A 13,172-nucleotide genomic window follows, 5' to 3' on the forward strand; every position below is an offset into this window, starting at 1 on the left:
AAAAAGCCAGACAGGGCGTTAAATCCTGCCCGGCTAATTTGAAAAATAAGTTTGACCTATTCACAATTGTGAATTTGGTTTTCCATTATTCAAAAGACTCTACTGGCTCTTCTTCTGTTTCTGGCTGTGGAGCAATGTTAAGTGCATCAGCTGGTTGAAGATCATCTTCCTCGTCTAAATCACGAAGCTCTACTTCTTCATCGTTGACTGTTAACATTTTTACATCCATACCAAGAGATTGAAGTTCTTTAATCAATACTTTGAATGATTCAGGAACGCCTGGCTCTGGTACACTTTCACCCTTAACGATTGCTTCGTATGTTTTCACACGACCAACAACATCATCGGATTTAACTGTTAAGATTTCTTGAAGTGTGTAAGCGGCACCGTATGCTTCAAGTGCCCATACTTCCATCTCACCAAAACGTTGTCCACCGAACTGTGCTTTACCACCAAGTGGTTGTTGCGTAACGAGTGAATAAGGACCTGTTGAACGTGCGTGAAGTTTATCATCAACCATGTGAGCAAGTTTAATCATATACATGATCCCTACTGATACACGGTTATCGAATGGTTCACCTGAACGTCCATCATACAGGATTGTTTTACCATCACGGTTCATACCAGCTTCTTCCATCGTTTCCCAAACATCTTCCTCATTGGCACCATCAAATACTGGCGTTGCCATGTGAACGCCAAGATAACGAGAAGCCATACCTAAGTGAAGTTCTAAAACTTGTCCGATATTCATACGAGATGGTACGCCAAGTGGATTTAACATAATATCGACAGGCGTTCCGTCTGGCATGAATGGCATATCCTCTTCTGGTAAGATACGAGAGATAACCCCTTTGTTACCGTGACGTCCGGCCATTTTATCCCCAACACGTATTTTACGTTTTTGAACAATGTAAGCACGAACTAATTGGTTAACACCTGGTGGTAATTCATCGCCATCTTCACGATTAAATACCTTCACATCAAGAATAATACCGCCTGCACCATGTGGCACACGTAATGAAGTATCGCGAACTTCACGCGCTTTCTCGCCGAAGATTGCATGTAATAAGCGTTCTTCTGCTGTTAATTCTGTAACCCCTTTAGGCGTTACTTTACCAACAAGAATATCACCATCACGTACCTCAGCACCGATGCGGATGATTCCGCGTTCGTCTAAGTTACGAAGCGCATCTTCTCCAACGTTTGGAATATCACGTGTGATTTCTTCTGGTCCTAATTTTGTATCACGAGACTCTGATTCATATTCTTCGATATGAACAGAAGTATAAACATCGTCTTTTACAAGGCGTTCGCTCATAATAACAGCATCCTCATAGTTGAAGCCATTCCATGTCATAAACGCAACAAGCACGTTACGACCAAGAGCAAGCTCACCTTTTTCCATCGATGGACCATCTGCTAAAATATCACGAGGCTTCACACGTTCGCCAACTTTTACAAGTGGACGCTGGTTGTATGAAGTACCTTGGTTTGAACGAATAAATTTTTGTAATTTATATTTTGTTAAATCACCTTTAACTTCTTTACCGTCAATGACTTCGATTCGGCGTACATGGATAGATCGAGCTTCAACATGCTCAACGATACCGTCATATTTCGCTACGACAGCCGCACCTGAATCACGGGCATCAACATGCTCCATACCAGTACCAACAAATGGCGCCTCTGGATTTAATAGAGGTACAGCTTGACGTTGCATGTTGGCACCCATAAGTGCACGGTTCGAGTCATCATTCTCTAAGAACGGGATACATGCAGTCGCAGCTGAAACTACCTGTTTAGGAGATACGTCCATGTAGTCCATTTGTGATTTATTAAATACTGTATTATCTCCACGGAAACGTCCTACTACTTCGTCATTCGCAAAAGTACCATCAGGATTTAATGGTGAATTCGCTTGTGCTACATAGTAGTTATCTTCTTCATCAGCAGTTAAGTAATCAATTTGATCCGTCACTTTACCTGTTTCATGGTCAATACGACGATAAGGTGTTTCAATGAATCCAAATTTATTTACTTTAGCAAATGAAGATAATGAGTTGATTAAACCAATGTTTGGTCCCTCTGGCGTTTCAATTGGACACATACGACCATAGTGAGAGTAGTGAACGTCACGTACTTCGAACCCTGCACGCTCACGTGTTAAACCACCAGGCCCTAATGCTGAAAGACGGCGTTTATGTGTTAACTCTGCTAATGGGTTTGTTTGGTCCATAAATTGTGATAATTGAGAGCTACCGAAGAACTCTTTAATAGACGCAATCACTGGACGAATATTTATTAATTGCTGTGGCACAATAGCAGCTGTATCGTTAATGGACATACGCTCTCGTACCACACGCTCCATACGAGATAAACCGATCCGGAATTGATTTTGTAATAGCTCACCAACTGAACGCAGACGACGGTTACCTAAGTGGTCAATATCGTCTGTAGCTCCTACATGATACAGTAAGTTAAAGAAATAACTTACAGAAGATAATACATCAGCAGGCGTGATATTTTTCACTTCCTCATCAATATACGCATTACCAATAATATTGATTTCTTTTTGTGCTTCATCTTTTGGTGCATAGATTTTAATAGATTGGATAGTTACATCATCTTCAAGCACTCCACCAACTTGTGATAAAGTACGGTACCCAATACCTTTAGATGAATCCTCAAGGAAAGGCAAGATTTTATCTAACGTACGACGATCAAGAACTGTACCCTTCTCTACTAAAATTTCGCCTGTTTCTGGGTCTACAAGCGTTTCAGCAATCGTTTGATTAAATAAACGATTTTTGATATGAAGCTTTTTATTCATTTTATAGCGACCAACATTCGCTAAATCATAGCGTTTTGCATCAAAGAAACGAGAGTATAATAAGCTCTTCGCACTTTCAACTGTTGGTGGCTCACCTGGACGTAAACGTTCATAGATTTCTAAAAGTGCTTTTTCAGTACTTTCAGAGTTATCCTTTTCTAACGTATTACGTAAATACTCGTTATCACCAATAATATCGATAATTTCTTGGTCTGAACCAAAGCCTAATGCACGAAGCAACACTGTTACTGGTAGCTTACGAGTACGATCTATACGTACATACACTACATCCTTTGCATCAGTTTCATATTCTAACCACGCACCGCGGTTCGGAATAACTGTAGCTCCAAAACCTTTTTTACCGTTTTTATCAGTTTTATCATGGAAATACACACTTGGTGAACGAACTAATTGTGAAACGATAACACGTTCAGCACCATTGATAATGAACGTACCTGTTTCAGTCATTAATGGGAAATCACCCATGAATACATCTTGCTCTTTCACTTCGTCTGTTTCTTTGTTGTAAAGACGTACCTTCACACGTAATGGAGCTGCGTAAGTAACATCTCGCTCTTTACACTCATCGACATCATACTTAGGATCACCTAATGAATAATCGATGAATTCTAATGAAAGATTGCCTGTAAAGTCCTCGATCGGCGAAATGTCACGGAACATTTCACGTAAACCTTCTTCAAGGAACCACTCGTAAGACGCCGTTTGAATCTCAATCAGATTTGGAAGCTCAAGCACCTCTTTAATACGCGCAAAGCTTCTACGCTGGCGGTGTTGTCCATACTGAACTAGTTGACCTGTCAACTCATTCACCCCTCAATAAAGCGATATTAGGTCTTTGCAAAATCATACAAATAGTGTATGATTTCGAAAGACAAAAAGAAAACGAGTCTTCAAAAAGATCTCATTTTCGGTTAACTAAACTTATCTTGGCAAGTATACCCATATTAAAACAAACCTATACAAAAAGGGCACACGACCTCAAAATAATATTTTTGCATTGTATCATATTATCATAGCCGATTTGTCAAGTCAATATTTTATACATATTTCATTTATTTTTTTGCACGTACGATCCAGTAACCTTTTTTCTTTTCCACAACTTCGACTTCAGAAAATTTTTCTTCTAAATAACTAACCGTTGATGGTGCACCTTGCTTTTTTTGAATTACTACCCACAGCTCACCAGATGACACTAACTTATCATAAGCTCCATCGTAAAAACGGAAAATTGTTTCTTTTCCAGCGCGAATTGGAGGATTGGTTAAAATAGCTGCGGCTTTTACATCCTTGTCAACCATCGATAGTCCGTCACTCACAAATATCCGTACATTTTGAACACCGTTTACTTGCGCATTTTTTTGTGAGAGTGCAACCGCACGTTCATTTATATCCATCATAAAAACAGTACGACCTGGATTTGTTTTGGCAATCGATAACCCGATTGGTCCATACCCACATCCCACATCAAAAATTGCACCATCAATATCAGGCATCTGAAAAGCATCTATTAACACACGGGATCCAAAATCTACTTCGCTTTTACTAAAAACACCCGCATCTGTCTCAAATGAAAACGAATGCCCCAATAATTTGAATGTCCAATGACGAGGTTTACTCTCAGCTTGAGGCTTATTTGTATAATAGTGATCTGCCATTTTCACGCCTCCTCAGAATGAAGAAAAAAAGCTCGCCAAAATGACGAGCTTTCCTTTTGTTAAAAAGTAACGCGAGATTACTTAACTTCTACAGATGCGCCAACTTCTTCAAGTTTAGCTTTGATTTCTTCAGCTTCATCTTTAGATACGCCTTCTTTAAGAGCTTTAGGAGCGTTATCTACTACTTCTTTAGCTTCTTTAAGACCTAAACCAGTGATTTCACGAACCACTTTGATTACTTTAATTTTTTCTGCACCAGCAGATGCTAATACTACGTCAAACTCAGTTTTTTCTTCAGCAGCGCCAGCAGCACCGCCAGCAACTACTGCTACAGGAGCAGCAGCTGTTACACCGAATTCTTCTTCGATAGCTTTTACTAAATCGTTTAATTCAAGAACTGTCATAGCTTTGATAGCTTCTAAGATTTGCTCTTTATTCATTATAATTTCCTCCTAATTGGATAATGTTTTATTGTTTGCGATCAGGCCGCAGAAGTTATAGTGCGTATGAAATTACGCGCCTTGTTCTTCTTTTTGTTCAGCAACAGCTTTTGTTGCAAGTGCGAAGTTACGCACTGGAGCTTGAAGTACAGATAAAAGCATAGAAAGTAGACCTTCGCGTGATGGAAGTTCTGCAAGTGCTTTAACATCTTCAACTGAAGAAACAGTTCCTTCAATAATACCTGCTTTAATTTCTAAAGCTTCATTTTTCTTAGCGAACTCATTGATGATTTTAGCAGGCGCTACAACATCCTCATTTGAGAACGCAATTGCGTTAGGACCAACTAATACGTCATTGATTCCTCCAAGACCAGCAGCTTCAGTAGCACGACGAGTTAATGTATTTTTGTATACTTTGAACTCAACGCCAGCTTCACGAAGTTGTTTACGAAGCTCTGTCACTTGCGCAACATTAAGACCACGGTAATCCACAACTACTACAGAAGCAGCGTTTTGGAACTTTTCAGTAATCTCTTGAACTTGTACTTGTTTGTTTTCGATTGCTTTGCTCATGATGACACCTCCTATTAGAATGGGTCATTTATACCGACAAAAGAAAAGCCTCTGGGTCAAATAGACACAGAGGCTGAAAGTCATCATCTTTAAATAAGAATCTGAATTCCGATGTCCTCGGTAGGAACATTAAGTGACAAGTCACTCCTACTGTCTACGGTACAAATGGATAATTCACAACAGCAACCATATTATCATATATAATTACTATTGTCAACATATATATAAATTATTTTACTACTACATTAGAAGCGTCAATTTTAACAGCTGGACCCATTGTAGTTGTAACGTTTACAGATTTCATGTAAGTACCTTTAGCTGCTGCAGGTTTTGCTTTTTGCACTACATCAAAAACAGCTAAGAAGTTTTCTACTAATTTTTCTGCTGAGAAAGAAACTTTACCGATAGGAGCATGGATGATACCAGCTTTATCTGCACGGTATTCTACTTTACCAGCTTTGATTTCTTCGATAGCTTTTGTTACATCAAAAGTAACTGTACCAGTTTTAGGGTTTGGCATTAAGCCTTTAGGTCCTAAAACACGACCAAGTTTACCAACTTCACCCATCATGTCAGGAGTTGCTACGATTACATCGAAATCAAACCAACCTTGTTGGATTTTTTGGATGTACTCTGCATCACCTACATAGTCAGCGCCAGCTGCTTCAGCTTCTTTAAGTTTTTCACCTTTCGCGAATACTAATACGCGTTGAGTTTTACCAGTACCGTTTGGAAGCACTACTGCACCACGGATTTGTTGGTCGTTTTTACGAGTATCAATACCTAGACGGAAAGCAACTTCTACAGTAGCGTCGAAGTTTACTGTGCTAGTTTTTTGAGCAAGTTCAATTGCCTCTTGAGCGTTGTAAAGTGTGTTACGATCGATTAATTTTGCTGCATCTTGCAGTTTTTTACCTTTTTTAGCCATTATATAATTCCTCCTTGATTGTGGTTGTAGCGGATTTTACCTCCCACGAATAAAGGTTGCGCGTTCACAAAGAAACTTCGCAACCTTCCAAAAAACAAAACATCAAGTAACAGGGATTAGTCTTCGATAACAATTCCCATGCTTCGTGCAGTACCTTCAACCATTAACATAGCAGCTTCTACTGAAGCAGCGTTAAGGTCTGGCATTTTAGTTTCAGCGATTTCGCGAACTTTATCACGTTTAACCGTTGCCACTTTTTTACGGTTTGGTTCACCAGATCCAGATTGGATACCAGCTGCTACTTTAAGTAGAACTGCTGCAGGTGGAGTTTTTGTAATGAAAGTGAAAGAACGGTCTTCAAATACTGAAATTTCAACTGGAATAATAAGACCAGCTTGATCAGCCGTACGCGCATTGAATTCTTTACAGAATCCCATGATATTCACACCTGCTTGACCTAATGCAGGACCAACCGGTGGAGCTGGATTTGCTTTACCAGCAGGGATTTGAAGTTTTACAACTTTAATAACTTTTTTAGCCACGAGACACACCTCCTTAAGTCCGTGATGTGGTAATTGGGTTGCCCCTCCCACTCAATATCTGTCTGTCAGCTAAGTGCCGATAACATTAAAATTATCATTGCAGACGTCAAACTAAAGTATGACAGTCTGACCTATGAAATGATACCACTTTTAGTTTTTTTAAGCAAGTAGTAATTTACAAAATCTGCGAAACATACATCTAAGCATTTATTTTACAATGCAGTTTCTCACATTTATATTTTCTGTATTTGTTCAAAGTTAAGTTCCATAATTGTTTCGCGACCAAACATATCAACAGACACTTTCACTTTTCCTTTTTCAGTGTCAATTTCTTCTACACGTCCTTGGAAGTGTGCAAAAGGCCCTTCCAGTACTTCGACAGCCTCTCCCACTGAAATATCTACTTCTACAACTTTGTCAGACATACCCATTTGTTGTAGCAGGCGATCTGCTTCTTCTGGTAATAAAGGTGTTGGTTTTGCACCCCCGCCTGATGAACCGATAAAGCCTGTTACACCTGGTGTGTTACGTACAACATACCAAGAGTCATCTGTCATAATTAGTTCTACTAATACATAACCAGGGAAGACTTTACGCATCATTGTACGTTTTTTTCCATCCTTCATTTCTGTTTCCTCGTGTTCAGGCACGATTACACGGAAAATCTTATCTTGCATCCCCATTGTTTCAACACGTTTTTCTAGGTTTGCTTTTACACGATTTTCATACCCTGAATACGTATGAACAACATACCAATTTTTCTCCATAATTACTAGGACTCCTCGTCCGTCCCTCCCTTACAAATAAAAGTGAAAATGAATCGCGATATGCTAAACGCATCCCTTGCCCTTTTCACAAACATCTCATGTAGACATAGTTTTACCTACTTAAGAAAGCCCGATGATATGTACAGAAACTAGCATAGTCATCTATCGCTACTAATATACTTATCAAAATGAGAATATCTTACTGCCATTCACTTCACTCAAATCACTCATTCATTAAGATGGAATTTTCTGCTGAATGAAGATAAAACAAACGAAAAAACCCGTTATTGCAAAGGACGGGCATTTTCAGAAGTATTAACATGCTATTTACTAAATTATAACTCTAAGTACCAGCGGAATAATGATGAAATACCTAAGTCTACTAACACAAAAAATAAAGCCATAATTACAACAGTTGAAATTACAACGACTGTATATTTCGTCAGTTCTTTACTTTTTGGCCAGCTTGTTTTGCGCATTTCCGACATTACATTGCTGAAAAAGTCTTTAATCTTGCCCATTCTAGCCTAACCTCCGAATCAATCATATCTGTCTATTTACAAATTACTTTATAGCGTTTGTTTATGCACTGTATGTTCATTGCAATGCGAGCAAAATTTCTTTAATTCGAGGCGTAAAGTTGAGCCTTCTTTTGCTGGGAACGCGTAATTTCTCGACCCGCATTTTTCACAATTTAATACGACTTTTTTTGCCATATAATCACCTTTTCGGCACTTTGTCTTTTAAAGACTAACACCTAAAATTGTCAATGTCAACAAAGGTATGCAATCGTTAGGACATTTCCTCAAGGACTAAATGCCTCTCTAATTTACGCTTTACTCTTTGCAGTGCATTGTCAATGGACTTCACATGGCGATTTAATTTGGCCGAAATCTCATGATAAGATTGTCCATCTAAGTATAAGGCTAGTACTTGTAGCTCTAGTTCACTTAAAATCTCACTCATCTTTTCTTCTAGATAGCCGAACTCTTCTCTATGAATCATCAATTCTTCCGGATCATCCATAATAGCGCCTGTTAACACATCCATTAACGTACGATCTGATTCTTCATCAAAAATTGGCTTGTCCAAGGATACATAAGAATTAAGTGGAATATGCTTTTGTCTAGTTGCAGTTTTAATAGCTGTAATAATTTGCCTTGTAATACACAGCTCAGCAAATGCTCTAAAAGAAGCTAGCTTGTCTCCTTTAAAATCTCGTATCGCTTTATACAAGCCAATCATACCTTCTTGCACAATGTCTTCCTTATCTGCTCCAATTAAAAAATAAGATCTTGCCTTCGCTCTTACTAACAAACGGTATTTCGTAATTAAATAATCTAACGCATCTGTATTACCTTGATGCACCATTTCAATAAGTTCTTCATCATTGAATCGTTCAAAATCTTGTGTCACTTGTACAATGCTATTTTTAAACATGGTATCACCTCAGCCACAACAGATAATTAGGAACAGTATAACGGAATTGGAAAATATGCGTCAATCAATCATTTCAAGCCACGTCGCCATTTTTCAAAAGCTAACGCAACATCTGGCTTTAATTCTATACGAGAAGGCGGTTTGCTATCTTGTTTCCGCTTCACATCATGTGAAATTTTTTGTTGGATTATACCCATATCAATCTCAAGCTCTCTTGCGGATTTTCGTAAAGCGCCATTACCAAAAATAACGCTTTGCTCCGCCATATCAGAAGTTGCTACATAGATTTGAACATTTCTAGCTTTTAGTTCATGTGTCATTTTTTCAATACGTTCATCTGCTGTTTCGTTTTTCCGTGTATAAATGATTTCGACATCATTTTCTAAATAAGATTGCTCCACACCTGGTACAAGATGTGCGTCAAAAACGATAATGACACGCCATCCCATTGCTGCCTTATATTCGGCCATCAACTCAATCAATCTTCTACGTGCATCTTCAAATTTCGCGTCACGTAATGGCCGCAGCTCTTTCCAAGCCCCAATCATATTATAACCGTCAACAAGCAAAATGTTTTTCATGCCTACTCAATCGCTTCTTGACGTTTACGGTACACTTCGTACATTAAGAGTGCAGCAGCTACTGATGCATTTAGTGATGTGACATGCCCTACCATTGGTAAATGGTACAAAAAGTCACATTTCTCTTTTAGTAGACGGCCCATTCCTTTGCCCTCACTACCAATAATAATTGCAAGTGGTAATGTAGCATCCATTTTTCGATAGTCTGCAGAACCCTTTGCATCTGTACCAGCTATCCATACACCTCGTTCTTTAAGTTCATCGACTGTATGAGCAAGATTATTCACACGTACTACAGGTACATGCTCAATAGCTCCTGTTGAAGCCTTTGCCACTACTGCGGTTAAACTTACTGAACGACGCTTTGGTATTATGATTCCATGTGCTCCTATTGCATCTGCAGTTCGCATAATAGAACCTAGATTATGAGGATCCTCCAGCTCATCTAATATTAAGAAAAATGGATCCTCCTGTTTTTTCGCTGCTGCTGCAAATAAATCCTCTAACTCTGCATATTTATATGCTGCAACAGAGGCAACAATTCCTTGATGATTTGCATTTGATAATTGATCGACCTTTTTTTTCGGAACAAATTGAACAATGACACCACGTTCGCGTGCTAAATCAAGTAATTCATTTACACCTGATTTTTTCACACCTTCTGCAATCCATACTTTATTCATATCACGGCCTGAACGAAGTGCTTCTAACACTGGGTTTTTACCGGCAATTATTTCACCATTTTGCTCTGCCATTATTGCGACACTCCTTTCGATTCCTCGATTATTTGAATAGCGTATGCAATGATTTCATAAACGCGCTCTAGTTCATTTAACAAATACAAACTTCCAAGCACTGCCTCAAAACCTGAGCTATTTCGATAAGTCTGCACATCTGTATTTTTTGGCACAGAGCCGGATTTGGCATTGCGCCCACGACGGAACACAGCCAATTCCTCCTCTGTTAAAAAGCTTTCCTCTATCATCCGATGAACAATCTTAGATTGTGCTTTTGCTGACACATAATGTGTAGCTTCCCTATGAAGCGTGTTTGGTTTGACACGACCAGCACGTAGTAAATACTCTCGTACCTTTTGTTCTAAAACAGCATCTCCCATATAAGCTAACGCTAGCGCATTCAATTGTTTAACATCTTCTTTACGGAGTTTATCCAAGTTACTTACCCTCGTTTCCATCTAGTTCCTTGTCGCGTATCTTCTAAAATGATACCTTGCGCTTGCAAATGGTCACGAATTTCATCTGAACGAGCAAAATCACGGTTTTTACGTGCCTCTACACGCTCTTGTAAAAGGGCTTCTATTTCTTCATCCAATAGCTCTTCTTCTTTAGCAAATTCAATACCTAAGACGTCACCTAACGCCTCAAAAGTTTCCATAAAATGCGATAATACTTTCTCATTAGTGTTTGTTTCATTTAAATAAATATTAGCAATGCGAGCTAATTCAAACAATACTGAAATACCATTAGCTGTATTAAAATCATCGTCCATCGCTTCTTCAAAATGAGCTTTTTGTTCCTCAATTTTTTCAAGCCACTGTTCTAAATGATCACCTAAGCTAGCAGTAGCTGTTAAACGATGTTTGATATTATTGTAAGCAGTTAGGATTCGTTCTAATCCCGTTGCGGCTGCATCCACTAAATCTTTTGAAAAGTTGATTGGGTGACGATAATGCACAGAAAGCATAAAGAATCTTAAAATTTGTGGATCAATTTGTTTGCGGATATCATTGACAAGTATAAAATTCCCTAGAGATTTAGACATCTTTTCATTGTCAATATTAATATACCCATTGTGCATCCAATAACGCGCAAATGTTTTATCATTATGAGCTTCAGATTGTGCAATTTCATTTTCATGATGTGGGAATGTTAAATCTTGACCACCAGCATGAATATCAATGGTATCTCCTAGATGCTCCCGCGCCATTACAGAGCATTCAATATGCCAACCAGGACGACCTTTTCCCCATGGACTCTCCCAGAAAATTTCACCCGGTTTAGCAGCTTTCCATAAAGCAAAATCTAATGCATCATCTTTCTTCTCACCAGCTTCAATACGAGCACCGATTTTTAAATCATCCACTGATTGATGCGATAATTTACCATACCCATTAAATTTACGCGTCCGATAGTAAACATCACCAGCAGATTCATAGGCATAACCCTTATCCATTAACACTTGAATAAATTCAATGATATCGTCCATATGCTCTGTAACACGTGGATGTACATCAGCTTTTTTACAGCCTAATGCTGTAACATCTTCAAAATACGCGTTAATAAAGCGCTCTGTTAATTCATGAACTTCTTCACCAAGCTCGTTAGCTGCTTTTATAATTTTGTCATCTACATCTGTGAAATTTGATACAAATTTCACATCATACCCTTTATACTGAAAATAACGGCGTACTGTATCATAAACAATTACAGGTCGTGAATTTCCAATATGAATATAGTTATAAACTGTAGGACCACAAACGTACATTTTCACTTTGCCTTCTTCTAGTGGTACGAAAGGTTCCTTTTGTCGTGTTAATGAGTTAAAGATTTGAATACTCATTGTGTTTCTCTCTCCTTTTGTAAGCGTTCGATCTCCTGTTGCAATGTAGCAATCTGCTTCTCGAAAACTTGACAACGTTCTTCTACTGGGTCAGGTATATTTTGATGGTCTAGTTTTTTCTCTAGACGAATTCCATCCTTAATCACTATTTTACCAGGTATACCGACAACTGTAGCATTTGGTGGCACTTCTTTTAAAACAACTGAGCCTGCGCCTATTTTACTATTCTCACCAATTGTAATCGAGCCTAATACTTTTGCGCCAGTTGCTACAAGTACATTATCCTCTAATGTCGGATGGCGTTTTCCTTTTTCTTTACCTGTACCGCCTAAAGTCACACCTTGATATAAGGTTACATTATCACCAATTTCACATGTTTCACCAATAACAACGCCCATCCCATGGTCAATAAAGAAACGTCGACCAATCTTCGCTCCAGGATGAATTTCAATTCCAGTAAAGAAGCGACTAATTTGTGAAATGGTACGGGCTATAAAATAAAAACGCTTTTTAAAGAACCAGTGAGCAACTCGATGTGCCCAAGTGGCGTGCAGTCCCGAATATGTTAGCACAACTTCAAGTACACTGCGCGCAGCTGGATCATTTTCAAAAATGGTTTCTACATCTTCCTTCATTCTTTTAAACACAAAAAACTCCCCCTTTTCTTTTTGATCTGCCTTGATCCTTTGAAATTTTCACAATAATCAACTGCATCCTTGGACTTTGAAATACTGTGCTGACGTTGATTGCTCTCCAGAGTTGCTAGTAGCAGAACGAATTTTATATAAATAAAAAACGTCCCCATCATTCCCAAA

Annotated in this window: 15 protein-coding genes and 1 other annotated feature; all 15 genes read right to left on the reverse strand. The window is 38.6% G+C overall.

The features are described 5' to 3' along the window. Positions 1-85: 85 nt before the first annotated feature. Positions 86-3,661 (reverse strand): DNA-directed RNA polymerase subunit beta, encoded by a 3,576-nt coding sequence (rpoB, locus tag AC2CGN_RS15305; RefSeq protein WP_429983472.1) that lies wholly within the window; start codon positions 3,659-3,661, stop codon positions 86-88. A gap of 242 nt (positions 3,662-3,903) precedes the next feature. Then, positions 3,904-4,506: a class I SAM-dependent methyltransferase gene (locus tag AC2CGN_RS15310; protein ID WP_286925560.1), complete on the reverse strand. Its 603-nt coding sequence runs from the start codon at positions 4,504-4,506 to the stop codon at positions 3,904-3,906. Positions 4,507-4,583: 77 nt separating this feature from the next. After that, on the reverse strand, positions 4,584-4,946 hold the full coding sequence (rplL, locus tag AC2CGN_RS15315) for a 50S ribosomal protein L7/L12 (RefSeq protein ID WP_054771419.1): 363 nt from the start codon (positions 4,944-4,946) through the stop codon (positions 4,584-4,586). A gap of 72 nt (positions 4,947-5,018) precedes the next feature. Continuing rightward, complete coding sequence (rplJ, locus tag AC2CGN_RS15320) at positions 5,019-5,519, reverse strand: 50S ribosomal protein L10 (RefSeq protein ID WP_054771418.1); 501 nt, start codon at positions 5,517-5,519, stop codon at positions 5,019-5,021. A 32-nt stretch (positions 5,520-5,551) separates the two neighbouring features. Next, positions 5,552-5,697, reverse strand: a sequence feature (ribosomal protein L10 leader region). A 51-nt stretch (positions 5,698-5,748) separates the two neighbouring features. Next, positions 5,749-6,447, reverse strand: a complete 699-nt coding sequence (gene rplA, locus AC2CGN_RS15325; protein ID WP_286925558.1) for a 50S ribosomal protein L1 — start codon at positions 6,445-6,447, stop codon at positions 5,749-5,751. A 116-nt stretch (positions 6,448-6,563) separates the two neighbouring features. Then, positions 6,564-6,989 (reverse strand): 50S ribosomal protein L11, encoded by a 426-nt coding sequence (rplK, locus tag AC2CGN_RS15330; RefSeq protein ID WP_004233593.1) that lies wholly within the window; start codon positions 6,987-6,989, stop codon positions 6,564-6,566. A gap of 233 nt (positions 6,990-7,222) precedes the next feature. Beyond that, complete coding sequence (gene nusG, locus AC2CGN_RS15335) at positions 7,223-7,756, reverse strand: transcription termination/antitermination protein NusG (protein ID WP_283870079.1); 534 nt, start codon at positions 7,754-7,756, stop codon at positions 7,223-7,225. A gap of 335 nt (positions 7,757-8,091) precedes the next feature. Further along, positions 8,092-8,277 carry a preprotein translocase subunit SecE gene (gene secE / locus AC2CGN_RS15340; protein WP_054771416.1) on the reverse strand — a complete coding sequence of 62 codons (186 nt, stop codon included), beginning with the start codon at positions 8,275-8,277 and terminating at the stop codon, positions 8,092-8,094. Between the two features lie 48 nt (positions 8,278-8,325). After that, complete coding sequence (gene rpmG / locus AC2CGN_RS15345; RefSeq protein WP_484514732.1) at positions 8,326-8,472, reverse strand: 50S ribosomal protein L33; 147 nt, start codon at positions 8,470-8,472, stop codon at positions 8,326-8,328. A 76-nt stretch (positions 8,473-8,548) separates the two neighbouring features. Further along, positions 8,549-9,196 (reverse strand): RNA polymerase sporulation sigma factor SigH, encoded by a 648-nt coding sequence (gene sigH / locus AC2CGN_RS15350; protein ID WP_286925554.1) that lies wholly within the window; start codon positions 9,194-9,196, stop codon positions 8,549-8,551. A gap of 68 nt (positions 9,197-9,264) precedes the next feature. Next, the gene (locus tag AC2CGN_RS15355) at positions 9,265-9,777 is read right to left on the reverse strand and encodes an NYN domain-containing protein (protein WP_286925553.1); all 513 of its coding nucleotides are present in this window, start codon (positions 9,775-9,777) and stop codon (positions 9,265-9,267) included. A 2-nt stretch (positions 9,778-9,779) separates the two neighbouring features. Further along, positions 9,780-10,532, reverse strand: coding sequence for a 23S rRNA (guanosine(2251)-2'-O)-methyltransferase RlmB (rlmB, locus tag AC2CGN_RS15360; protein ID WP_286925552.1), 753 nt, complete (start codon positions 10,530-10,532; stop codon positions 9,780-9,782). Then, a complete protein-coding gene (locus AC2CGN_RS15365; protein ID WP_286925551.1) occupies positions 10,532-10,951 on the reverse strand; it encodes a Mini-ribonuclease 3 in 420 nt (139 codons plus the stop codon). The genes rlmB and AC2CGN_RS15365 overlap by 1 nt, the downstream gene beginning before the upstream one ends. Positions 10,952-10,956: 5 nt before the next feature. Then, a complete protein-coding gene (cysS, locus tag AC2CGN_RS15370) occupies positions 10,957-12,357 on the reverse strand; it encodes a cysteine--tRNA ligase (RefSeq protein WP_429983473.1) in 1,401 nt (466 codons plus the stop codon). Then, positions 12,354-13,004 carry a serine O-acetyltransferase EpsC gene (epsC, locus tag AC2CGN_RS15375; protein ID WP_286925550.1) on the reverse strand — a complete coding sequence of 217 codons (651 nt, stop codon included), beginning with the start codon at positions 13,002-13,004 and terminating at the stop codon, positions 12,354-12,356. Before epsC ends, cysS begins: the two co-directional genes overlap by 4 nt. Positions 13,005-13,172 lie beyond the last annotated feature (168 nt).

The sequence above is a fragment of the Lysinibacillus sp. DFXJR4 genome (assembly GCF_057196045.1).